This is a genomic window from Paenibacillus sp. FSL H8-0537, from assembly GCF_038051995.1.
GTDB lineage: Bacteria > Bacillota > Bacilli > Paenibacillales > Paenibacillaceae > Pristimantibacillus.
The window spans coordinates 3,590,971-3,614,657 of sequence record NZ_CP150290.1 but is presented as its reverse complement, the minus strand read 5'-3'; the positions used below and the strand labels follow the sequence as shown (position 1 = coordinate 3,614,657).

24 protein-coding genes and 1 pseudogene are annotated in these 23,687 nt (G+C 47.0%); 21 read left to right on the top strand and 4 right to left on the bottom strand.

Annotated features, from left to right (window positions below):
- The first annotated feature begins 83 nt into the window (after positions 1–83).
- From MHB80_RS15085 to MHB80_RS15050, 8 genes and pseudogenes are all read left to right on the top strand, one after another.
- On the top strand, positions 84–968 hold the full coding sequence (locus MHB80_RS15085; RefSeq protein ID WP_341277773.1) for a radical SAM/SPASM domain-containing protein: 885 nt from the start codon (positions 84–86) through the stop codon (positions 966–968).
- 247 nt (positions 969–1,215) lie between these two features.
- On the top strand, positions 1,216–1,575 hold the full coding sequence (locus MHB80_RS15080; protein ID WP_341277772.1) for a hypothetical protein: 360 nt from the start codon (positions 1,216–1,218) through the stop codon (positions 1,573–1,575).
- A gap of 1,064 nt (positions 1,576–2,639) precedes the next feature.
- A complete protein-coding gene (locus MHB80_RS15075; RefSeq protein WP_341282980.1) occupies positions 2,640–2,969 on the top strand; it encodes a DUF5713 family protein in 330 nt (109 codons plus the stop codon).
- 90 nt (positions 2,970–3,059) lie between these two features.
- Positions 3,060–3,551, top strand: coding sequence for a hypothetical protein (locus tag MHB80_RS15070; RefSeq protein ID WP_341277771.1), 492 nt, complete (start codon positions 3,060–3,062; stop codon positions 3,549–3,551).
- A gap of 168 nt (positions 3,552–3,719) precedes the next feature.
- Positions 3,720–4,469 (top strand): Imm51 family immunity protein, encoded by a 750-nt coding sequence (locus MHB80_RS15065; protein ID WP_341277770.1) that lies wholly within the window; start codon positions 3,720–3,722, stop codon positions 4,467–4,469.
- 82 nt (positions 4,470–4,551) lie between these two features.
- On the top strand, positions 4,552–5,475 hold the full coding sequence (locus MHB80_RS15060) for a hypothetical protein (RefSeq protein WP_341277769.1): 924 nt from the start codon (positions 4,552–4,554) through the stop codon (positions 5,473–5,475).
- A 44-nt stretch (positions 5,476–5,519) separates the two neighbouring features.
- Positions 5,520–6,008, top strand: a complete 489-nt coding sequence (locus tag MHB80_RS15055) for an imm68 putative immunity domain-containing protein (protein WP_341277768.1) — start codon at positions 5,520–5,522, stop codon at positions 6,006–6,008.
- A pseudogene (locus MHB80_RS15050) lies at positions 6,004–6,123 on the top strand (VOC family protein); the annotation flags it as partial. The gene MHB80_RS15055 and the pseudogene MHB80_RS15050, both read left to right, overlap by 5 nt.
- Positions 6,124–6,145: 22 nt before the next feature.
- Here MHB80_RS15050 and MHB80_RS15045 read toward each other — a convergent pair.
- A complete protein-coding gene (locus tag MHB80_RS15045; protein ID WP_341277767.1) occupies positions 6,146–7,390 on the bottom strand; it encodes a chloride channel protein in 1,245 nt (414 codons plus the stop codon).
- 175 nt (positions 7,391–7,565) lie between these two features.
- Between MHB80_RS15045 and MHB80_RS15040 the strand changes: the two genes are divergently transcribed.
- The 3 genes from MHB80_RS15040 (at position 7,566) to MHB80_RS15030 (ending at position 10,447) form a co-directional block, all read left to right on the top strand.
- Positions 7,566–8,348 carry a PhzF family phenazine biosynthesis protein gene (locus tag MHB80_RS15040; RefSeq protein WP_341277766.1) on the top strand — a complete coding sequence of 261 codons (783 nt, stop codon included), beginning with the start codon at positions 7,566–7,568 and terminating at the stop codon, positions 8,346–8,348.
- Between the two features lie 93 nt (positions 8,349–8,441).
- A complete protein-coding gene (locus MHB80_RS15035; protein WP_341282979.1) occupies positions 8,442–9,512 on the top strand; it encodes a M42 family metallopeptidase in 1,071 nt (356 codons plus the stop codon).
- Positions 9,491–10,447, top strand: a complete 957-nt coding sequence (locus tag MHB80_RS15030) for an aminoglycoside phosphotransferase family protein (protein WP_341277765.1) — start codon at positions 9,491–9,493, stop codon at positions 10,445–10,447. Before MHB80_RS15035 ends, MHB80_RS15030 begins: the two co-directional genes overlap by 22 nt.
- Before the next feature lie 92 nt (positions 10,448–10,539).
- On the opposite strand, the gene MHB80_RS15025 is transcribed toward MHB80_RS15030, so the two are convergent.
- A complete protein-coding gene (locus tag MHB80_RS15025) occupies positions 10,540–10,746 on the bottom strand; it encodes an alpha/beta-type small acid-soluble spore protein (protein ID WP_341277764.1) in 207 nt (68 codons plus the stop codon).
- A gap of 207 nt (positions 10,747–10,953) precedes the next feature.
- Here MHB80_RS15025 and MHB80_RS15020 point away from each other — a divergent pair, with 207 nt between their 5' ends.
- Complete coding sequence (locus tag MHB80_RS15020) at positions 10,954–11,586, top strand: hypothetical protein (protein WP_341277763.1); 633 nt, start codon at positions 10,954–10,956, stop codon at positions 11,584–11,586.
- Positions 11,587–11,698: 112 nt separating this feature from the next.
- On the opposite strand, the gene MHB80_RS15015 is transcribed toward MHB80_RS15020, so the two are convergent.
- Together MHB80_RS15015 and MHB80_RS15010 are read right to left on the bottom strand one after the other, a co-directional pair.
- A complete protein-coding gene (locus MHB80_RS15015; RefSeq protein ID WP_341277762.1) occupies positions 11,699–12,118 on the bottom strand; it encodes a DUF2809 domain-containing protein in 420 nt (139 codons plus the stop codon).
- A 32-nt stretch (positions 12,119–12,150) separates the two neighbouring features.
- On the bottom strand, positions 12,151–12,978 hold the full coding sequence (locus MHB80_RS15010) for an AraC family transcriptional regulator (protein ID WP_341277761.1): 828 nt from the start codon (positions 12,976–12,978) through the stop codon (positions 12,151–12,153).
- A gap of 138 nt (positions 12,979–13,116) precedes the next feature.
- Here MHB80_RS15010 and MHB80_RS15005 point away from each other — a divergent pair, with 138 nt between their 5' ends.
- The 9 genes from MHB80_RS15005 (at position 13,117) to MHB80_RS14965 (ending at position 23,684) form a co-directional block, all read left to right on the top strand.
- Positions 13,117–16,245, top strand: a complete 3,129-nt coding sequence (locus tag MHB80_RS15005) for a glycoside hydrolase family 2 TIM barrel-domain containing protein (protein ID WP_341277760.1) — start codon at positions 13,117–13,119, stop codon at positions 16,243–16,245.
- A gap of 240 nt (positions 16,246–16,485) precedes the next feature.
- A complete protein-coding gene (locus MHB80_RS15000) occupies positions 16,486–17,694 on the top strand; it encodes an MFS transporter (protein WP_341277759.1) in 1,209 nt (402 codons plus the stop codon).
- 70 nt (positions 17,695–17,764) lie between these two features.
- Positions 17,765–19,099 carry a HAMP domain-containing sensor histidine kinase gene (locus MHB80_RS14995; protein WP_341277758.1) on the top strand — a complete coding sequence of 445 codons (1,335 nt, stop codon included), beginning with the start codon at positions 17,765–17,767 and terminating at the stop codon, positions 19,097–19,099.
- Positions 19,096–19,740, top strand: coding sequence for a response regulator transcription factor (locus tag MHB80_RS14990; protein ID WP_341277757.1), 645 nt, complete (start codon positions 19,096–19,098; stop codon positions 19,738–19,740). The genes MHB80_RS14995 and MHB80_RS14990 overlap by 4 nt, the downstream gene beginning before the upstream one ends.
- Before the next feature lie 123 nt (positions 19,741–19,863).
- Positions 19,864–20,316, top strand: coding sequence for a DCC1-like thiol-disulfide oxidoreductase family protein (locus MHB80_RS14985; RefSeq protein ID WP_341277756.1), 453 nt, complete (start codon positions 19,864–19,866; stop codon positions 20,314–20,316).
- Entirely contained in the window at positions 20,306–21,238 is a 933-nt protein-coding gene (locus MHB80_RS14980) for a DoxX-like family protein (RefSeq protein WP_341277755.1), read from the top strand. Before MHB80_RS14985 ends, MHB80_RS14980 begins: the two co-directional genes overlap by 11 nt.
- 22 nt (positions 21,239–21,260) lie before the next feature.
- Positions 21,261–21,938: a DUF4166 domain-containing protein gene (locus MHB80_RS14975; protein WP_341277754.1), complete on the top strand. Its 678-nt coding sequence runs from the start codon at positions 21,261–21,263 to the stop codon at positions 21,936–21,938.
- A gap of 96 nt (positions 21,939–22,034) precedes the next feature.
- Positions 22,035–22,328 (top strand): DUF3817 domain-containing protein, encoded by a 294-nt coding sequence (locus MHB80_RS14970; protein WP_341277753.1) that lies wholly within the window; start codon positions 22,035–22,037, stop codon positions 22,326–22,328.
- A gap of 303 nt (positions 22,329–22,631) precedes the next feature.
- Entirely contained in the window at positions 22,632–23,684 is a 1,053-nt protein-coding gene (locus MHB80_RS14965) for an HD-GYP domain-containing protein (protein ID WP_341277752.1), read from the top strand.
- The last annotated feature ends 3 nt before the right edge of the window (positions 23,685–23,687 follow it).

Here is a 23,687-nt window from a genome sequence, read left to right as displayed (position 1 = left end):
GCTTTTATAGCATTATGGTCGCGCAAGCGGGGAGCATGCTATAATAGCAGGAAGGACTACCGAGCAGAATGGAGCAACGAGTAATGAAGAGGTTTAAGAAATTTTATGTGGAGATTACGAGCATCTGCAATTTGGCGTGCACCTTCTGTCCCCAGACACAGCGGGCAAAAGGCTTTATCCAGGTCGAGGACTTCGAAAAGCGGCTGGAGCAGATTAAACCGTTTACGGACTATATTTATTTTCATCTAAAAGGCGAGCCGCTGCTGCATCCGAAAATTGACGAGCTGCTGGATCTCAGCCAAAAGCACGGCTTTAAAGTCAATTTGACGTCAAATGGGACGCTGCTTCATAAAGTGAAAGAGAAAATTTTGACAAAGCCGGCGCTGCGCCAAATGAATTTTTCCTTGCATAGCTTTGACGGACACGTTGGCTCCACAAATAAAGAAGGTTATATTCGAAGCGTATTGGATTTTGCACGTGAGGCGGTTGAGCGGACAAATATGATCATTTCGCTGCGCCTGTGGAATTTGCATACCGATAATGCGACGAATGCGGAGCGCCAGCGCAATCGTGACGTTTTGTCGATTATTGAACAGCAATTTGGACTGGATTACTTCATTGAGGAGCGGGTTGCTCCCGGTAAAGGACTGAAAATTGCTGATCGCATTTACTTGAATCAGGATCATGAGTTTGAATGGCCGGATTTGAATGCGGAAGAGGATGACGGCAAAGGCTTCTGCTACGGACTGCGCAATCAGGCAGGTATATTGGTCGATGGAACGGTCGTTCCATGCTGCCTCGACGGCGAAGGCGTCATTGATCTTGGCAACATTAATGATAAATCGTTCTCGGACATTATTGAGGATGATCGGGCGATTAAGCTGGTCGAGGGTTTCTCCCGCAGGGAAGCGGTCGAGGAGCTGTGCCGGAAATGCGGCTATCGCAAGCGCTTTGGAGCTGGGGCGTAAAATACGGGCCCGATGGAGCTCGACACGGCGCCTGCGAATGTGAGCGTGATAAGTGTCTAACGAAAAACCGGAATCCTTAATTGAAGGAATCCGGTTTTTTCGACGTTCAGGCATCACGGCGTCCAGGTATGAAGGCTCTCTTTTTTAGTCGATTGAAAATTCAGCAAGTTGACAGCATACTTTTGTCCACTCCATATCATCTCGAATCTCATAATCTAACATATGTTGAATAAGGAGATGATAGATTATGAGAAAAGCACCTTTGAAAAACAAAAAGATAGTCGTACAGTCGGGGAAGAAGATCATAAGCCGTAAAAGTATCGTTGTAAGCATTAAAAAAGCCGTTCGAGTTACACAACTTGGCGATGGTTTTGCGCGATTTACCTTTGCACCAGTGACAATTCCTGCATTTAGCTCTAGAAACTATACGGTAAATGGCAACAGCTACAACATTATTAGTGGTTCTTGGTTTTTAACTGGCACACAGCAAGGCTATTTGCTCAATAACTATTCCTCGGGAGAAAGCACATGGTTCTTCACTGCATGGAATCCATCGAACGCAGCCAGATCTGCTTATTACGTTGTTATTGCGAAGCTAAAGCCATAATGTTCATTGGCTGTTAAGCATGATCTATTTGACAAAAACCTTACCGCGTAAATCTACGCACAGCTCCGTGGTGAGCGTCGGAGAGAACTTTATCGACGATTTTTTTAGTGAATAACAGCGGCGGAGTCCTTTTTTAGTCCGCCGCTGTTCAACTATATCAGCTAATAGCTTGGCAAGATTACCCGTAAAATGACCTCAAATCTTATTTGTTGGAAATTCACTTAAAAACCGAGGTGTAATACCGGGATACATAGCTCCAAAGGCGTCTTTGCAAGCCGGAAAACCTGATCTAAAACAGCTTGGAATTGTAGTTTAGTCTGAATTCATATCTTTGAAAAGACTCATATTGTCTTGTAAGATTGAAAAAGGATCAACCAGAAGGAGCTGGTTAATCTCATAAAACGAAGAGCAGATTAATTTAATAGTGAACCTATGACCTATGCTTGTCAGAGGTTATAATTGGAAGAATAGGACTCAAATTACTTGATAGGGGATGCAGATGTCGGACATATAGGCAATTGTATTGGTATTTAGGAGATCAGGATAAAGTTTAAAAAGAGTTTAACTTAGCTTATCAGTTCAATAATGATTGTTTTGATGCATTGTGGAACACGGCGCATAGTTGGTAAACTAATTAGGAAGTTGTTACTATCTTACAAACGAAAAGAGGCAGAGTGATGGAAAAAGACCCTTTCGCACAACTTATTATTTGGCATCAAGAAGATGAACATGAAAAAATAGTAGGTAGAATTATGGAAATTCCCCAATCAGATAGAGATTATAATACGGTCAGTTTATTGGCAAGAGCTATGAATAATCTGGAACGTTACGATGAAGCACTTCAACAGCTTTTGACTATTGCAAAACAAGGTGAGGATGACCCTCTTTGGCATTTTCGCGTGGGCTACTCCTACTATTATCTTGAGAGATATGAGGAAGCATTAAGAGAATTTGAAATGACAGATAAGCTAGAGCCAGGAGATAGCTCTACTTTAACATTATTAGATTGGAGCCGTAGTAAAGTCGACCGAAAGTCAGACAAAATTAAACCATCGGTGCTAGAAGTGCAAAATAATAGTAGTGCGTCATTTGAATATTTAAAAGATATGTATATTGATGGATATTACCCTGATTTTCTTGTTGATAAAGTCAAAGCTGAACTAGTTAAAGTTGTTGAATTTTTGGAACAAGGAAATCAAGATATCGAAGAAATTCAATCAAAGCTTGATATCGCCATTCATGCAATCAATGCTCTTGCAGAAGAGTTTGACGAAAATGACAGCGAAATTGAAACCGTTGCGAGAGAATCAATTGCACAAACTGTTGAAGATATTTTAGCCTTTTTTGGTATCGAAATAGATACAGAAGAAGCCATTCGTGAACGTGATTGGTAGTCTGTTGAGGAGAAGGAGGAAAATGGTATAGCTATCTATTTTAACATTTCAATGCCTGTTATGGATTTTCTTACTGAGAGCCACAATGCCATGCAGAGTCATGGAGTTAAACTATATGCCGAAATATTTGTTAACGCCCAGGGTGAACGTCAATATTCATCTTTCGAAAGGGAAAAAATCGATTTGTTCTCCAGTTATTTTAGTGATACTGCATATAACTCTTTTTTCTTTTCCTGCCATCCCATTCAAGATATAACACGAATCAAAGAATTCGGATACTTTTACGACACACCAAGCTCCTGTTCTATTGAAGTTAAAGGCGGCAGAGAATCCTATAAAAGTCGAGAACTTATACAAATGCGTATGATATCAAAGAATCCTAACAAACAGATACAAGCTTTTTATCGAGCATTTCAAAGGGACTTAAAGAAAATTTCAGGATTGCAAAAGCATACCCAAAAGAACTATTTTTACTTGCCAACGGAAAAAATTATAATTCCTGCTAATCCACAATCACAGAACACAAGAGATAATTGGGAAGACTATTATCTTTCAAAAATTGATCGTGAGCACATGAGATGAGCAATTAAACCTGAAACAAAGTCAAAGTCATTCCTGTGGAATTAAAAGTTGAACGTCACTTGCAGCGACCCAGAGCTTGTAATGCGAAGTACATCCATATACCACGAAATAGGCATTTTATAATATTGAAATCATTATTTGATTAAAATTAGAGGAGAGAATATAAAGATGGATAAGGACCTATTGAAGCAGCTTACTCTTTGGCATAACGAGGACCAGTATGAGAAAATCATTAACAAAATTATGGAAATACCCGAAGCAGACAGGGACTATGACTTAGTTTGCCATTTGGCAAGAGCATTGAATAATCAAGATAATTATAAGGAAGCGATTGAATATTTTTTATCTGTGCAAAAGCAAGGCGAGCACGACCCTCTTTGGCATTACCGATTAGGCTATGCTTATTATTACCTTGAACAGTATAAGGAAGCGATAGTTGCTTTTGAACAAGCTGTAGCGCTAGACCCTGAAGATGCACATGGCAGGAGGTTTTTAGAAATGAGCCGCAACGCCGCTGGTAGAGCAGGAAATGAAACCATCCCTATAGTTAAAGCTGAACAGGATGAGGGTTTGTTAGAAGTTAATGAAAAAATAAACCCATTTGGGCTAGTTGCGCATAACAATGGAAGCATATCCATGATTTTAAGCGTTGGCCAATATAAGGATGAAATTTTTCAAACACGAGCCGAAGAAGGATTTGAGGGTAATGGCTATGATTGGGGTTCATTAGCAGCCGTGTTTCTTGAAGAAAAAATGCCTCATTTAGTTGATATCGTACGATTTGACCCTGAAGCTGATATGTTCGCTGCTTATACAGACAATAGAGAAGCAATACTTAGCTTTGCCATCGCCTTTAAGGAAGCATGTGAAGATGACTCATTAATTAAAGATCTTTTTTCACGAGCTGAATTAGATTAATTGGAAATATCAAGGTACAATATTATCCTTTGTTTCATTGAAATGACATTAGCCGATCTAACTTTCTAGAGGTGATGACTGTATGGGAACATGGAGTGCTGAGGTTTTTGGTAATGACACCTCATGTGAGATCAAGGAATATTTCTATGAGCAGTATAATCGGGGGTCTGAGGTTACTCAGATTGTCAGTGAATTACAAGAGAAATTTACTTGTAGCTTAAATAGTACAGATGATAGAAACAATGTATTATTTGCGTTGTCCTATTGCCTTTGGGAAACGAAATGCTTAGAGGATTCGCTGTTTGAGCAAGTGGCTCAGATCATTGAGAGTGGGAGTGACTTAACTGTCTGTGAACAGCTTGGAGCAAATGTGCAATTTATTAACCAGCGAAAAAAGTATTTACATACATTTATCGCCAAAATTAGCGTACCCAAAAGTATAGCAAAAAAGAGGGTCAAGCCGCCTATGCAATTTGAAAGTGCTTATCACAATGGCAGCTGCCTTACTTTTCAATATCCCAGTGGCTTATACGGCGGCATTATCATTATCGATTGCGCCTTTTATCGTAACCGAGGTTCAATGCGCATAGCATTCACCGATATTGAGCAGCACTCTGCACCCGATTATAACGATTTTCTAGCCTCTCGCCTGACCAACTTCAGCTGGGAGGGAGTATGGGGAGAGGCAAACAAGTATGCCGCCTTGAAGGGGAAGACTGCACGCATTTCTACCTATCCGTTGAGCTATGATCATGCTAAAGAGCGTGCTTCTTATTTTGAGTATAACGATATGTTCTTTACAATTGTGGGCGAGCTCCCTAAATACACCCAATGCCTGTTAGCTACAGTTGGCATTGGAGTTCATTACAATCTTGCTTATCCTGAGTTCGCCCTCTCTATGAAAAAGACATTACTTTATTGGAAGCAAAATGAAGACCTATACAGTAAAAAAGTTTCTAAGGAAACGATTACTAAATTAAATAACTTATTAGTCCTCAACAAATAGCTTATTCAGAAAATTAAAATGCCTAAAAGAAAGTGGAGATGAACATGTACATAAGCAAATGGTGGGGAGATTTAATTGGCGGTTCCGATGATTCGCTGGCATTAATAGACTATTTGGAACAATTGGACTTAACGGAAGTGACGCTCAATCAGATTTTAAAGGACTTGGGTTTCGATATACTGCTTTCTAAGGGAGACTTGAAAAACGGCGGAAATATTGGATTTGATAGAAGAAGTGCTAGCGGCATGTTTCGGGTAGAACTTGATATTGCCTGCGGCGCACTAATCGATCTTTCAGCCATTGTGCTGGAGAGTCTTAAATCAGGCTATGTCGATTTGCATGATTTGGATGAGGCTAGGCAGCCGTGCAAACTTTCTATCGATGCCTCCGAACAAGAAATAAACCTGATTAGGGATGAATTGAACAAGTTTTCCGGTAATCCGCTGTCCTACGATTTAGCCGAGCTTGTTCCGGCCGATGATATGAGGGAGCTTGCGGAAAAGGCAAAAATGATCGCTGATGAGCTGTTATAAGGAAATGAAGGAAATGGGTATTCCATTTTTGCATGACAAACCTACTCAAGGGAAATATGCTGCTTTCGTTGATCCGTTTGGTAACGTGCATGAAATCGCTGAAACATACAATTAAGTATTGAAAAAATGGGCTGTCCTCACTTTGTTTCTTGGAGCGTCTTCTCCTGCTTTTGGCGTTTGAAACGAAGCTTAAGCTCGTGCGTACGACGAGACCAGTATATGCCCGTATGCCCCGAGAACAAATAGCTGATGATGCAGCCCAGCAGCAAATAAGGAAAGGCTTCGATGCCAAAAAGCTCCATGCCCATTATCGCAGCGGCGAGCGGGGTATTGGCGGCACTGCCGAATACAGCAGCGAAGCCGATGCCTGCAAGCAGCGGCACGGATACAGACAGCAGGCCGCCAAGGGCGCTGCCCAGCGCGGAACCGATGACGAACAGCGGCGTGACTTCGCCCCCTTGAAATCCGGCGCCAAGCGTAACGGCGGTGAACAGGATCTTAAGTAAAAAAGCGAAAGGCGATAGTGACTCGTGAAAAGCCTCTTCCATAAGTGGCAGTCCCAAGCCGATATAATCACGAGTACCCAAAACGTAGACGAGCAAAATGATGAGCAGACCGCCGACGAAGCTTTTGATAGCCGGATTCGGTATATAATGGCTGAATATTGCTTTGAGCTTATGGGTAAGCACGATAAACAGCCGCGCTGTCAGGCCGTACAAAACCGAAGCTAGTAAGATCGCGAGCAGCAGTTGCATATTGAAGCCTGGCAGGCTGCCGATCGCATAATGACTATGATGCGTACCTAGCCCCAGGGCGACGGCATGTCCAGTAAAGCCTGCCGCCAAAGCGGGCAGCAGCAGCCAGTAGGGTACGAGACCTATTGCGAGCAGCTCCAGGCTGAATAGGGCTCCTGCAAGCGGGGTACCGAAGACAGAGCCGAACCCGCCGCTAATGCCGCAGATGAGCAGCATTTTTCGCTCTAATCCACCAAGTCGACATAGGCGTCCGACATAGCTCGCCATGCTGCCGCCCATCTGCACTGCTGTCCCTTCACGTCCAGCCGAACCGCCGAATAAATGGGTGATCATCGTACCGAATAGGACGAGCGGCGCCATACGCAGCGGCACTCCGCCATCTTCCTCATGCAGCTGCTCCAGCACAAGATTGTTCCCTTTGCCTGTATTTCTGCCATACTTCATATATAAATAGCTGACCAATGCCCCGCCTAGTGGAAGCAGCCAGAGCAGCCAGGGATGCGCCAGACGCTGATTCGTTGCTTCATTCAAAAGCGCCAGCAGCAGCGCAGAAGCAGCTCCCGTGAGCACCCCAGTGGAGACAGCAATGCCAAGCCATATAAGGAAAATCCGTATTCGCTTCTTCATTAATTGTAAATCCCCTGACCTGATATGGTGATAGTTAAGTGTATAGCCCTTTTTTGGATGAGTCAATGAATTGCGATCTGAACAACTCTACCATAACATAGATAATTGTGCGTCATCCTATAGTTCTTGTTACAATGCTCGTATTAGGAGCATAAACTTAGGAAGGTAGATGATAATGAAATATTATGTCATTGATGCGTTTGCTGATATTCTTTTTGAAGGAAATCCAGCTGGTGTTTGTATTATGGCTGTATGGCTGCCGGATGAGCTGATGCAGAAGATTGCTATCGAGAACAATTTATCTGAGACAGCTTTTGCGGTTAAGGTCACAGAGGCTTGCTACCATATAAGATGGTTCACACCAGGCGGCGAAATTGACCTTTGCGGTCATGCAACGCTGGCAACAGCTTATGTGCTTATGAATTATTACGATACAGCGCTAATGCGCATTCGTTTCACGACACTGAGTGGCGACTTAATCGTAGTAAGGGACGGAGATCTTTACGAAATGGATTTCCCGAACAAATTGCCCAAGCCCCATGAGCTAACACAGCAGATGGTTGAAGCGCTGGGAATTGTGCCCGTAGAAACTTATCTTGATCGCGATTTAATGTTTGTACTGGAATCGGAGTCTGATGTTAGAAGCCTGAATCCGGATTTCACCAAGCTTGCCGCGCTATCAGATGGACTAGGTGTACTCGTTACTGCTAAAAGTGAGCAGTATGATTTTGTATCCCGCTGCTTTTTCCCAAAACTAAAGGTAGAAGAAGATCCCGTATGCGGTTCTGCCCACTGCAATTTTATCCCTTATTGGGCAGAGCGTTTAAACAAGCAGGAAATGACGGCAAGACAGGTTTCCAAAAGAGGAGGCACCTTGTACTGCAAGCTTGCTGGTGATCGCGTGAAGATAAGCGGCCGGTCTGTATTGTATTCCATCGCTGACCTCTTTGTCGAGTAAGATTAGTATAAGTATGAATGGTATAAATGCCTATATAGGCTAATCGCTATAAACTAAATGGATAGAAAGAGGAGATTGGCATTGACTAACCCATTGCAAATTCAACTGAATCGGGATTACATACTCGAATTTTTAAATCGATTGCTGCAAACGCCAAGCCCTAGCGGCTACTGCATGGCAATTATGAAGCTGCTGGAGGAGGAAGCTCGCAAGCATGGCTTTGAGCTGGAGCTGACGCCGAAAGGCAACGGAATCATTACGATTCCGGGAACAGGAGATTCTACAGCAGGCACGCTTGCTTTAACCGCTCATGTGGATACGCTGGGCGCGATGGTGCGGGCGATTAAGCCGAGCGGCATGCTGCGTTTTACGCCTATTGGCGGTTATGCGATGCATACAGTGGAAGGCGAATATTGCATCGTCCATACGCGTGATGGCCGCCAGTATGAAGGAACCGTGCTGTCGACGAAAACATCCGTCCATGTGTATCCGGAGGCAAGGGACTGGAAGCGCAGCGAGGAAAATATGGAAATTCGTCTGGATGCGGATACAGCGTCCAAAGAAGAGACAAAGCAGCTTGGCATCGAGGTCGGCGATATCATTTCGTGGGACCCACGCACAAAAATGATGGACAATGGCTGGGTAAAATCGCGGCATTTGGACGATAAAGCGAGTGTCGCTGCCTTATTCGGACTGCTGGAGTGGTTCGGACGCGAAGGGAAGCGTCCAGAGCGCACGCTTAAGCTGATTTTTTCCACATATGAAGAGGTAGGACATGGCAATGCCTATATGCCGCCGGATGTGACGGAGCTGATTGCGATTGATATGGGCGCTTTAGGCGATGATTTATCCGCAAGCGAGCGGGATGTATCGATATGTGCCAAAGATTCCTCGGGTCCTTATGATTATGCGATGACATCGAAGCTCATTGAGCTGGCTAAGGCTTCAGGCATTTCCTATGCAGTCGATATTTATCCGCAATATGGATCGGACGCATCAGCTGCACTGCGAGGAGGCAGCAATATTCGGGCGGCGCTGATTGGACCGGGTGTGCATGCTTCGCATGCAATGGAACGGACGCATGCAGATGCGATAATTAACACGGCAGTCTTGTTATTATCCTACATAAGCGAGGGATATTCATGGACAACGAAATCAAGCTAAAGCTGGACTCGCAGCAGTTGGGACAGATTGCCCAGCATCATTTCGGCAAGGAGCTTGCGCATTCGCGCGAGCTCACCGATGGCTGGGCCAATACGGCGTATCAGCTAACACTGGCGGACGGCTTCCAGTCGGTTCTGAAAGTAGCGCCCACGGCGGTCGGGGCGCTGATGCGCTATGAGCAGGATATGATGAAAACCGAGGTGGAGGTTATGAGGCTAGTGTCTCAGGATCGCCGCATGCCAGTTCCTGAAGTGTACGCTTTTGACCAATCGCGGTCGCTGGTACCGACTGATTATTTTATAATGCAGTGGCTGGAAGGAGAGCCCTATAACAAAGTAAAGGAAAGCTTTACCCAAGAAGAGCGCGAGCAAATTGAGCTTCAGTTGGGCGAATATAATGCCTGTATTAACGAATTCAGCGGGGAAAAGTTTGGCTATTATCCGCTTCATGAGGCGTTTGCAAGCTGGACGGATGCATTTTGGGCGATGCTGCAAGGCGTGCTTGATGACGCAACGGATGCGGGTGCTGCGCTTCCAGCAGAGCGCACTGTCATTGAACAGGAGGTAAAGGAGAGATTGCCTTATCTGAATGCGGTGACTAAACCAAAGCTGCTGCACTGGGATTTGTGGGATGGCAATATTTTTATTAAGGATAAGCAAATTTGCGGCATTATCGACTTTGAACGGGCGATGTGGGGCGATCCGTTGATGGAGCATTATTTTAGCCATTTTAACTTGTCGGAGACGTTTTTGCGGGGTTACGGTCGTGAAGGACTGACGGCCGAAGAGCAAATACGACGCGGGCTATATGATTTATATTTGGATTTGATTTTGTTAATTGAATGCGCTTTCCGAAAATATAGCGACGAAACGCATGTGGAGTGGGCAAGCAGCAATGCTGCTGACGGCTGGGAGCGGTTTTTGAAGCTGAAATAAGAATAAGAGCAAAAATAAGAAAAGCCGGGCAAGGGCGCGGAAGCTTGTAAAAAGCTTGCTTACCGCTTGCTTGTCCCGGCTCTTTAGTACAATCAGCGTCCAGAGAGCTGCTGCTCCGCAATTTGAATAAGACGGCGCGTAATGTAGCCTCCGATGGAGCCCATGTCACGCGTGGTCATGTGTCCATAATAACCATCCTGTGGCAATTGAATGCCAAGCTCCTGCGCAACCTCAAACTTCATTTGCTCAAGCGCTACACGCGCCTGCGGTACAACCAGCTGATTTGAACCTCTAGCCATAAGGGTGACCTCCTCAAGTAATGAGCGGCAGCATTTTTATAAGAAACCAAGCTTTCCTATATTTTAAAGAAAAATGGCTTCCAAGCGCTGGCTTATTGCTATTATGTGGAGGAATGTACCCGATTATTCACTAATTTCTCCTGAATTTACCGCAGATCAGCTGGACCTTTCCATGCTAGAATGATAGAACAGCAAGGGGGAAACGGCATGTTTAAGCGACCAATGCTGATGACGGCATGTGATCAGCCTTTTGATAACGAGCAATTTCTATTTGAGCCGCTCATTGATGGGCAGCGCTTGCTGCTTTCTTTTATGAATAGGAAGGCGCGATTGTTCACGAAGCATGGTTATGAGGTCACTCGCCAGTATCCGGAGCTGCTCAAGCTGCCACTGACCCGGCCTGTGGACGTCGTGCTGGATGGTGAGCTTTCCTATAAGAACCCGGACACAGGACGGCTTGAATTTGCTCCGCTCATTGACCGCTACAAAATGACGAAGGAAACGCGCATTCGCGAAGGCGCGCTAAAATGGCCTGTTCGTTATTATGTGTTTGATTTGCTTTATTATAACGGAGTGGATTTGCGCAGCAAGCCGCTGCTTGAGCGGAAGAGGCTGCTGCAAGCGCTGCTTGAAGATAATGGATTTTTTATGAAGCTTCCATTTGTAGCTGGAAGCGGCACACAGCTGTGGAGACGAATTGCCGATTATGAGCTGGAGGGCATGGCTGGAAAAAGAAGTGAGAGCCAATACCTCGCCGGGCGAAGTGCACATTGGCTGAAAATGACGAATGCGGCGTATTCCCGCATACATATGGACTCGGATACGGCTGCATTGCTCTGATTAGGGGCAATGCCTTTTTTTTAATATAAGAATTTATAAGTTTCACCCTAATAATCAGCCTATATTTCACCGTGAAACGGCAGCTTTGCCGCGAGAAGCAGGCGACAGCCGTTTACACTTGTGAAGCAGTGCTGCGTTTATGTCTGGATTTGTTCCATTTGCCTAGCAAGCGGTCCAGAGCATAGGAAAACAGGAGGCCGATGCTGTATCTGACTAAATCAATACCGCTGAAGCCTTGTCCCAGCACAAGGCCACCGAGCGTCGTATGCCGAAGATTTCTAATCCAGTCTGCCTGATACAGCTGGCTGAATTCAATGCCGAAGCTGAAGGCCGCGCTGCAAGCGAGTGAAAGGAGCAGGGGACGTTTAGCCTGCAGAATGCGAAAGCCGAAGTAAACCATGCTTGCCCATAATATATCGCCAAAATGAGTGACAACGAATGACGGCAGCTGGCCGGCAAAATGCCGCGAGCTATAACCAAGCGCCATCGTAATGAGGACGGCTGCCGCATAATAAACTATTTTTTTAAGCATCGGTTGTTCGTGCTCCTTTGTTTCCTTTATCTTTATTTGAATCCATGCATCTGCTTAAACTCTCCAGGTGTACAGCCTACATAAGCTTTGAACAATGTATTAAAATACGTCGGATTTTCAAAGCCGACCTGGCGGGCGATTTCATACAGCTTCATGCCACCGCCGCGGATGAGCAGCTCTTTGCCTTTATTAATCCGCTCTTTATTGACATATTCCATGGGGCGCAGCTTAAACGTTTTTTTGAAAAGCAGGCATAGATGCTGCGGCGTGACATGCAGCAGCTCCGCCAGCTCGGGCAATGTAATCGGGCGATGCAGATTCGCCTCGATATATCGCAGAACAGGATGAAGCCGCTCATTCATTTGCTGCGTGGCCAGACTGCCTTCGGCCAGCTGCTGACGCAATCCAAGCAGCACGCTATAAATTTGCTTAGAGCCGAGCATGCCAAGGCCCGGCTGCTTCTCTCTCATAAGGCGGAGCATATCGCTCATCATCTCTAAGACAGGTCGCGAGTCGTTAATCGTATAGATGCCAGGGCGAGTCAAGCCTGCCAGCTGGTTTAGCGATTCGGCGAGTGGCCCATCATACGTAAACCAATAAGCATCCCAAGGCTCTTTGACCGCATGGTAGCTATGGGTTAGTCTGGGAGGGAGGAGGAAACCATCGCCCTGCTTTACCAGAAAACGTTCCTGCTCGATAATAAGCTCGCCTTCTCCCGAGACAACCTGCGTCCACTGGTAGTCGGGATAGCCTTCCGGGCGACGAATGCCCTCCTGATGGTCCCAATGTCCCACACCGGTTACATAGACAGGCAGCTGATAATCCGTCGTCGTCAGCGTCGTATAAATAATTTCATTCATGGGAAGCATCCCCTCTTAGTTGCTAATGTTCAAATCTTTAAGTAAAATACGAAAATAGTTTAATGATCTTTACTTTTCTAGCTTTTATAATATGAATATTATAACTAATCTTATTCTGAGTTGAAAGAGGTGCCTTCATTGTCAAAGAGCAAATTTACGTATCAGGCTCCAGCTAACGGATATCCAGAGTGGAATAACAACCCTACTATTTTTGAGCTTAATCGGTTGGATGCACATGCAACCCGTATTTCCTATACAAGCACCAAGGAAGCGCTTCAAGGCGAGCGTACAGGCTCCGAGCGTTATGTTTCGCTCAATGGGGATTGGAAGTTTTCCTTTGCGGAAAATGCGGAAGCACGCATCGCTGATTTTTATAAATTGGATTATGACTGCAGCAGTTGGGCTTCGATTCCAGTGCCTAGCCACTGGCAGCTTCAGGGGTATGATTACCCGCAATATACGAATGTGACTTACCCATGGGTGGGCAAGGAGGATATTAAGCCGCCATTCGCGCCTGTTAAATATAATCCGGTCGGTTCCTATGCGACAACCTTTACCGTTCCTGAGGGCTGGGATGGACAGCCTGTGTTTATCAGCTTCCAGGGTGTGGAGTCTGCCTTCTACGTTTGGGTAAACGGTGATCTTGTAGGTTATAGCGAGGATACATTTACGCCGGCGGATTTTGATTTGACGCCTTATTTGCAAGAGGGTGAAAACAAGCTGGCGGTAGAAGTATACCGTTGGTGCGACGCAAGCTGGCTGGAGGATCAAGACTTTTGGCGGATGAGCGGTATTTTCCGTGAGGTTTACTTGTATACGGCGCCTCAGGTCCATATTTATGACTTCTTCGCTAAGGCGGCGCTGGATGCGAATTATGAAGATGGCGAGCTGACGATAGAGGTGAAGGTTCGTTTCGAGGAGGAAGCGTCCGAGCAGCAAACGGCTGTCGAAGCGATGCTGTATGATGCCTCCGGCGAGCCGGTTTGGCAGCAGCCGCTGAGTGGAGAAGCGATTCGTCAGGAGAAGGGCGAAACGGTTGCATCCTTAACACTGAATACAAAGCTTGCACAGCCGCTCAAATGGAGCGCTGAGGAGCCGCATTTATATACGCTTGTGCTGTCGCTTAAAGATGCAGAGGGCAAGCTGACAGAAGCCGTTAGCTGCAAAGTCGGTTTCCGCACGTTTGAAATTAAAGACGGCTTGATGCAGATCAACGGTCAGCGCATTCTTTTCAAAGGCGTCAATCGCCATGAGTTTTCCTGTGACACCGGGCGTGCGCTCAGCTACGAGGATATGGTGACCGATATTAAGCTGATGAAATCGCATAATGTCAACGCCGTACGTACTTCGCATTATCCGAACCATCCGCTATGGTATGATCTGTGCGATGAATATGGACTTTATGTTATTGACGAAGTCAATCTCGAAACGCATGGTTCATGGACATATGGGCAAAAAGAGGTCGGAGACGCCGTGCCTGGCAACTTCCCAGAATGGACGGCAAATGTGCTTGACCGCAGTCGCTCCATGCTCGAACGCGATAAAAACCATCCATCGATCGTTATTTGGTCGCTTGGCAATGAATCGTTTGGCGGGGATAATTTCCTGAAAATGGCCGATTATTTCCGTAAGACGGATCCGTCCCGCATTGTGCATTACGAGGGCGTGTTCCATTGTCGCGAAAGCGAAGCGGCTTCGGATATTGAGAGCCACATGTATACAAGTCCAGCAGGCGTAGAAGCCTATGCCAAAAATAATCCGCAAAAGCCGTTTATTATTTGCGAATACAGCCATGCAATGGGCAATTCCTGTGGCGGCCTGCATAAATACTGGGAGCTGTTTGACAAATATCCGATCCTTCAGGGCGCTTTCATCTGGGATTGGATCGATCAGGCTATTCGCACGCAAACACCGGATGGCATTACGTACATGGCCTACGGCGGCGATTATGGCGATAGCCCGAACGATGGCAACTTCTGCGGCAATGGTTTGATTTTTGCTGATCGGACCGTATCCCCTAAGCTGCATGAAGTGAAGGCCTGCTACCAAAACATCAAAATTCATAGCCCGAACTGGGAAGCTGGTACGGTACGCGTCGACAATAAAAATCTGTTCGTATCGCTGGATGCGTACGAGCTGCACTGGAAGCTGAACAGCAACGGCATTATTATGCAAAAAGGCGTGCTGACCGTAGACATCGCAGCGGGCGCCTCTGCCGAACTGGCCATTCCGTTCCAAATGCCGACAGAAGCAGGTCTGAATGAAGAAATTACGCTTACGGTAAGAGCTGTGCTTAAGGAAGCTACGCCATGGGCGGAGCAAGGACATGAGGTGGCCTTCGGTCAATTTATCGCGCCCGCACTGCCTGTCTCCCCTGTTGCTGTAGAGATTGCATCGCCGCAGTATGGTGCAATAGCGGTTGAAGCGGTATCTAATGGAGCCCTTGTGTTAACGGGAGAAGGCTTTGACATTCGCTTCAATCAGGCGAGCGGCGAGCTGGAGTCCTACCAAATTGGCGGTTCTGAGCTGCTGTCTTCGCCGATTGTCCCGAATTTCTGGCGTGCATACACGGATAATGACCGCGGAAATGGACATGTCGAGCGCTGTGCGCCTTGGCAGGCTGCTTCGAAGGAGCGCCAATTAATCCGCTTCAGCTGGGAAGCGCTTGGAGATCGCGTGAGAGTAAAATCGCAATACCGCTTAAGCGCTGCTGCTGAGACATGCTGCGAGCTAGCTTATACGATTTACGGTGATGGGCTGATTGAAGCTGAGCTGCTGCTGCAGCCTGGTGAAGGCTTGCCGGAAATACCAGAAATCGGCCTGCTTTTCACAATGAATGAAACGTTTGATTCTATCGCTTGGTATGGCAATGGCCCACATGAATCATATTGGGACCGTCAAACAAGTGCGCGTCTTGGACGTTTCGGCGGCAAGGTGAAGGATCAGCTTATGCCTTACATTCGTCCGCAGGAATGCGGCAACAAAACCGAAGTGCGCTTCGCAGCAGTAACCGATGCAAACGGAAGCGGCATTTCGCTTCAGGGCGAGCCGCGCTTCGAATTAAATGTGCTGCCTTATACAGCTGATGAGCTGGAAGGGCATGATCATCCTTACAAGCTGCCTGTGAGCGATAAAACAGTCGTTCGCGTCAATTATCGTCAAATGGGCGTTGGCGGAGACGACAGCTGGGGAGCGCGGGTTCATCCGGAATATACGCTTCCAGCGAATCGCGACTATCGTTTCCGCGTCTCGCTGCGCGGACAATAATCGAGGACTAACGCTAGGATTGCTTTGTGTTAAACATATAGCTACAATACGGCAAACTGCCGCTATGACCGATCAGGTCGCAGCGGCAGTTTTTTTGCATTTAGCGGGCATATTTGAAGGGAAGGGGTTAACCAGGCATAACAAAAGTGTTGACTAAAACCAAACAAAATAATATTATGTCTAAGTAATATGCAAACATATCTTAATTTTGTCTAATTAAAAACTAGAGGAGTTGCAAAAATGTTTAGTAATCGTTTTTTTCGCACGATCATCCTGTCCAGAATTTTGCTCCAATTGGGTATTTGGATTAGGAACTTTGCGATCTTGCTGTATGTGACGGAGGTCACGAACAATGATCCCTCAGCAGTATCGCTTATTTCAGTGGCAGAGTTTGCGCCGATTTTTGTATTTGCCATCATTGGCGGCACGTTTGCTGACCGCTGGAAGCCTAAACGGACGATGATAAGCTGCGATTTCTTGTCCGCTTTTTCCGTCCTTGGCGTATGGGTCGCATTGCTTAGCGGCTCTTGGCAAGGACTGCTGCTGACGACGCTGGTTTCGGCCGTGCTTTCGCAGTTTTCCCAGCCCTCTGGCATGAAGCTGTTCAAGCAGCATGTGCCAGAGGATCAGCTGCAAGCGATGATGGGGATGTATCAGACAGTAACGGCTGTCTTTATGGTCATTGGGCCGCTGCTCGGGACATTTGTGTATCAGCATTATGGCATCGAGGTGGCAATTGTTGCTTCAGCTATACTATTTTGCGGATCAGCAGCTATCTTGATGCTGCTGCCGCGAGATGCCGAGCCTGAGCGCACACGGCAGGCAGCAAGCTTCAGACGGGAGCTTACGGCGGGACTTCATTATGTTTGGGGCCAGCATGCGCTGCGTTCCTTGGGTCTTACGTTCGCGGCAATTGGCCTCGCTTCTGGGCTTACCCAGCCGCTATCATTGTTTATTACCATTGATAATTTAGGACAGGATAAGTCGTTTTTACAGTATTTATTAGTGGTTAGCGGGGCAGCTATGCTAGTTGGCGGTGGGGTGGTAATGTCAATCGGAAAAAAGGCAAGTCCGCGCAGGCTGCTCCTATTCGGCTTGTCGGCAAATGCACTGGCTACGCTGGGCACCGGCTGGTCGGAGAGCATCCCGCTAACTTTTGCGCTGCTCATTCTAGGCGGCTTCTGTGTTCCGCTTATTCAGGTGGGCATTAACACCATTATTCTTCAAAACACCGATGCTGCCTTCATCGGTAGGGTCGGAGGAACGATTACGCCCATGTTTACTGGCATGATGGTCATCGGAATGTCGCTATCCGGCGTATTAATGGCTGCATGGACGCTGCCCATTGTTTTCAGCTTAAGCGCAGTCATATTCGCCATTGCGGTTTTTACAGTTAAACTCGGGAGCGGGGCGAGGACAAGCAGCGCTAAAGCATCGCCGCAGGTGTGAAAATACATCTTGAATCGCTGAATTATGGTAAAATAAAGCGATCACACGCTTTTTTGAGGAAGGATACCGTATGCTTTATTATTTTGCAGCGCTGCTTGCCGCTGCTTCGCTGCTGCTGCTGACAAATCCGCGGAGCGAGTCGAATCGCTGGGCCGCTTTCTTTCTCGGATTTGCGTCTATAGGCGGGCTGGCTGATACACTGGCCGCAGGAGAAATGAATGTATTAGCTCATCTCGTTCAATTGATGAATCACACGTTTACACCTTATGGCGTGCTGGTGTTCAGCATCGTTTATTCGGATAAAGTGGCAAATGCAAGGGTGCGCCTGCTGCTTAAAGGGCTGCTGCTGCTTCCAGTAGTCGGCATGCTGTCCATAACGCCGATTGCGCCGAGGCTGGAGCTGGATTACCCGATACTGCTAGCCTGGACAGCTCCTTATTATTTAGCCTCCTGCTATTTGCTGCTCGTCTCGCTTTGGAGTGAGGAAAATAGCCGCCGGAAGCGAAATCGTTTTATAATTGCCCTTATTATGGTACCGACACTGCTGGCGGTGCTTATCCTTATTAATGTAGCGAATGTCATTTCGCCTGCCTTCGATTATTTCCGTTATATTTCGCTCTTCATCTTTTATTCGCTTACGGTAGCCGTATTGTGCACATTTGCTTATGGCGTGCTCGGCGTCAAGCTGCGTTTCGAGCGTGATCAATGGGAAAGCACTCGCAAGGCGGTCAGCTCTGGGACGACGATACTTAATCATACGATTAAGAACGAAATTGGAAAAATTGCGATCAGCACGGAAAATTTAAAAAGCGAGCTGTCTGCCGGGTCGCCTGAGGCAGCGGAGCAGCTGCGAATCATTGAAACGGCTTCCAGCCATATGCTTGCGATGGTAACGAGCATTCACAGCCAAACCAGAAGCATTGTGCTTCGCGAGCAGCCGGTTCGTTTGGATGAGCTTGTGGAGCGCTGTTTGCAGCAGCAGCCGCTCGAAGGCAGGCCGATTCAGCTCAAGCTGCATTCGTTATGCAGGCCGACTGTGCTGGGTGATCCGCTTCATTTGCTGGAAGCATTGAATAATCTGGTGCAAAATGCGATTGAAGCCATTCCAGAAGGAATAGCTGGAGAAGTAAAGGTGACGCTGAGCTGGCACAAAAAAGCGGTGCGTCTCCTTGTGAGCGACACCGGCAAAGGGATGACTGAGGAGCAGCTGAAGCAAGCGCTGGAGCCTTTTTATAGTACGAAAAATCGCAGCCGCAACTTTGGACTGGGACTCGCTTATGTGTATAATGTCGTACATCAGAGCGGCTGGACGATCGAGCTTTCCAGCGTTATTAATGAAGGGACAGAAGTGCTGCTGCATGTTCCTGCCCGCAAAGTGATGGAAATCAAGGAGGGAATGGGATGAGCCATATTCGGGTGCTGCTCGTAGAGGATGATCCCGATTGGGTGAAGGCGATGACGTTATTTTTAAATAAAGAAGCAGATTTGCTCGTCGTGGGGGCGGCATCAACTGCGGAAGAAGCGCTGAGTCTCGCTCGAACCTTGTCGTTTGATGTCGCACTTCTCGACATTCAGCTCGCTGATCACCAGCAGAACGGTATTTATACGGCGGTCGAGATGCATCGCATTCATTCCGCGAAAATCATTATGCTGACCTCTATGAGCGAAGAGGACATCATGACCCAGGCGTTCACGGCAGGAGCGATCAACTATATTGAAAAGACTAACTTTCGCCAGCTGCCGGAAGCGATCCGCAGCGCTTATCATCATCCTGCACCGATGGAAGCGCTGCTTAAGGAATTTGCCAGGTTAAAGCGCGAGGAGCAGCTAAAGGATTTAACCTCCGCAGAACGGGAAGTATTCGAGCTGATTGAACAGGGCTACACGCAGACGCAAATCGAGCAGAAGCTGTATAAGGCGGAGAGCACGCTGAAAAATCAAGTGAACAAACTGCTCAAGAAGCTTGGCGTCCGCAGCCGCAAGGAAGCGGTGGAGAAGGTGCGGCGCAAAGGGCTGACCGTTGGTGTGGAGGAAAATAAAGAATAATCGTATAAGCAAGGGGAGGGTACTACGATTTGTAGTACCCTTTTTCGTGTGCCCACTACAAAAGTTAGCACTGATCAAATGCTGCTTTTCCTACTACAATGAAGGAAAGAACGGAGGGGCATCATGCAAGCACCTAGAAAAAAACGACCGGGACGAGCGCTGCTGCTCGTTGATGGACAATGCCAGCTGTGCAGTAAAATCTCGCAATTCGTTATTGCGCGTGATCAGGCAGCCTACTTTCGCTTTGCTGCCCTGCAATCGCCTGCAGGGCAATATGTGCTGGAAGCTTATTTGCTGCCTTCGGGCGACTTGGACACCTTTATTATGATCGAGGAGGGCCGCTGCTACACAAAATCGGAAGCAGCACTGCGCGTCCTTAGGCAATTAAAGGGGCTTTGGCCGCTATTCTATGTTCTAATGGTTGTTCCTGCTTTACTGAGAAACGTTGTTTACGATTGGATTGCCGCTAAGCGTTATGGCTGGTTTGGACAGGTGAAGCTTTGCTTGCTTCCAAACGCTAATCAGCAAAGCCTTTTAATAGAAGAAAGAGAGGAGGCGGCTTCCTATGTCAAATAAGCGAAGAGATAGGTCGATTTATGTCGAAACGACGATCCGTACGGATTTGGATACGCTCTGGAATTACACACAAATTCCAAGCAAGCATGTACAGTGGGATATGCGCTTTACAGCCATTGAATATTTGCCCCGCCGCTCGGAAGAGGAAATTCAGAGGTTTCATTACCAAACACGCATCGGTTTCGGACTTGCAATAGCGGGCACAGGGGCGACTCGTGCAGGATGGCTGGAAAAGGAAGAAAGGCAATCCCGCCTGTCCACCCTCTCCTTCAGCTCGGAGCAAAAGCTGTCGCTGATCAGCAAGGGGAGAGGCTACTGGCAGTATACCGAGCGCGGAGAGGACGTTATTTTTCTCACCCGCTATGATTATAAAACACGCTTTGGCGCTGCCGGAAAAGCCTTCGATCGCCTTCTATTTCGCCCGCTATTCGGGTGGGCAACCGCTTGGAGCTTTGATGTGCTCAAAATATGGCTGGAGCAGCATATTCCGCCTGCGGCAACGATTCAGCGTGCACTCATTCATTATGTGAGCCTGGCGCTGCTTGCTGTACTATGGCTTTATCAGGGCATCGTGCCCAAGCTGCTCTACCCGGAGACAGGAGAGCTTGCGCAGCTGCAAGCCTCGGGGCTATTTTCAGGCTGGGAGGAGCAGGCTCTCGTATTTCTCGGGCTCGGTGAAGTAGCGCTGGCGATTATTTGGGTTGTGTTTCATCGTTTTTCAATGATTTATTGCTTGCAGCTGACAATGCTTCTGCTGTTGCCAACGATAGCTCTGGCAAACAGCCCGGAGCTGTTGCAAGCTTCCTATAATCCAGCCACGATAACGCTCCCGATGATTGGCCTGTGCTTTGCGGCATGGCGGACCTTCAATGGGCTGCCTGATGCGTCACGCGGCTTACGTAAACCTAAGGTGAAAGCTTAATAACAGAGAGGGGACCGTTACGATGGCTTCGATTTATGAGAAGGTGTTAGGTGCTGACTTTGCTAGGCTGCATCCGCGCATTCAAGAACGGTTTGGCTTCAGCAGTACGGATGGCATGGCTTCGATTGGAGAAGGCGTCATGGAAGAAATTTGGTACAGCAAGCGGGTTGCCATCCCGCTTTACATCGGCAGCTCGCGCCATATCATGTTCCCGCAGGGTGGCAGCCAAATTCCGTTTACGATTGGGAATTATGCCTATGCAGACCAATTCGGCCGGGAAACGGTAACATGGATCAGAACCTTCAAATTTCCGCAAAAAATACGAAGATTCGACGCTACGATGATTTATAGTCGAAAACATGAAAAAATTGTCGATTACCTTGGAACAAAGCAGCATCTGGCTGTAGACCTTGATATTTCTGCCGTACCGGGTGGAGGCATTCGCATCCGTTCTGGCCAGCAGCGCTTCTATGAGCGCTTCTTGCAATTCCGCTTTCCTAGAATGTTGACGGGCGAAGCCGATGTGACGGAATGGTATGATGAGGCTCTGGATAAATACCGGATCTCGGTTCAGGTGAACAATCCGCTGCTCGGTACGATTTTTCGCTATTCGGGCTCCTTTCAGGCTTATTTCATCGATACCGGCAAGCAGCCGATTCCGCTTGATGTGAAGCCTTTGCGCGAGGAACACAGGGAGTAGATTCACAACTTGTTCAAAGTATGAATGCGTATTTTGCCCGCCATGCTGGTATGATTAGGATGTGTTTGAAGATCATTTCGCCAGGAGGTAACACAGATGTCAACCCATACGATGAAAACAGCGATCGGCCGACTGCGCCTGTTCGGCATAACGGAAGGGATTTCGTTTTTAGTGCTGCTCTTTATTGCCATGCCGCTAAAGTACGGCGCTGGCATTGACGAGGCGGTTGCGATTACAGGGATGCTGCATGGCTGGCTGTTTGTCATCTATCTAATTGGCATAGCCAACGCGTTTTTCGTCAAGCAATTATCCTTCTTTCATTCTTTTTTGGCAGTCCTTGCTGCTTTTGTACCCTTTGGCCCATTTTTACTGGATCGCAAGCTTCGTTAACAGACGTATATGTGACAGATGTCTCAATGGTTTAGGCAGTCTGGAGACCCGTAATTGGGGAGCCAGACTTTTTTTTATGCTGCGTGGACTTTCGGTAAAATTTTTTTGAAAAACGGTGTCTTAAGCACTAGTACGATTAAACCTAGATATGCTATGGTATTTCTATGATTCATCCGGCTCCCCACGAATAATCAATAAGTATTTTTTGGAAATTTATCCAAAAGAAGAGGATTTCGCCAAATCGTGTGGAAACTTACTTAACCAGTATTTGAGACATGACGAATAAGAATCCGAGGTAAATGAATGCAAAATTCAGTATTTTTCAAAAGTGTGATTAACTCTGATTCGATCTTGGATTCTATTGGGTTGTTAGGACAATACCTGGAGACATTGATCGGTTGCCAGCATATTTGTTTGTTGCTGCCGCACGATAATGGGCGAAATGAGCTTATACCATATTCTTTCAAAATCAATCAAACGGATCTGAAGCTTCTGCAGCAAATGGCGATAGACACCGATTTATTTTCAGACATGTCCTCGGGCATGCGCCTCTGTATAAAGATGAGCAGCGCCAAACCTGCGATTAAACTCCTGTCCATGACAACTTTCCAATCGCTATATACCTTTCACCTAAACCGTTCTGTCTATGGCGCGATTTTATTGTGCTTCCGTTCTGAGGTTCAATTGACAGACGAGCAGCTTCATATCTGCCAGATGGTTACAATGCAAATGGAACAGTTAATCGAGAAAATTTATTTTCGCAAGCAGGTATTGAAGCAGCAATCCTACGAGAATTTGGTCAACACTTTGCGGATGAAGGATGGCTTTACGCTTAATCACTGTTATAATGTGGCCTTCTACGCTTCTTTGCTGGGCGCCAAAGTAGGGGTTGATGCTGAGCAGCTGGAGCAGCTCAAAATTTCGGCACTGCTGCATGACATTGGAAAAATCGCCATACCGGACTCGATACTGCTCAAGCCTGATCGACTGACGGAGGATGAATTTTCGGTTATTAAACAGCATCCTGCAATCGGATACGAGCTGCTCAAGGATTTGCCTGATGTTCAGAAAATATTGCCTGTCGTACGCTGGCATCATGAGCGTATTGACGGCAGTGGCTATCCGGACGGTCTCAGCGGGGATGAAATTCCTTTGCTCGTGCGAATTGTCAGTCTGGCAGACGCCTTCGACGCTATGACCTCTACGAGAGTATACCGGCATTCCCTTCCTGTCTTCGAGGTTCGGAGGCAGCTGGAAATCAACGGAGGTAAGCAGTTTGACGGGCGGCTTGTAAAAGCATTTTTGCAAATGCTTGATGATCATATGATTATGGACAGATTGGTTTGGGATGAGTGATTT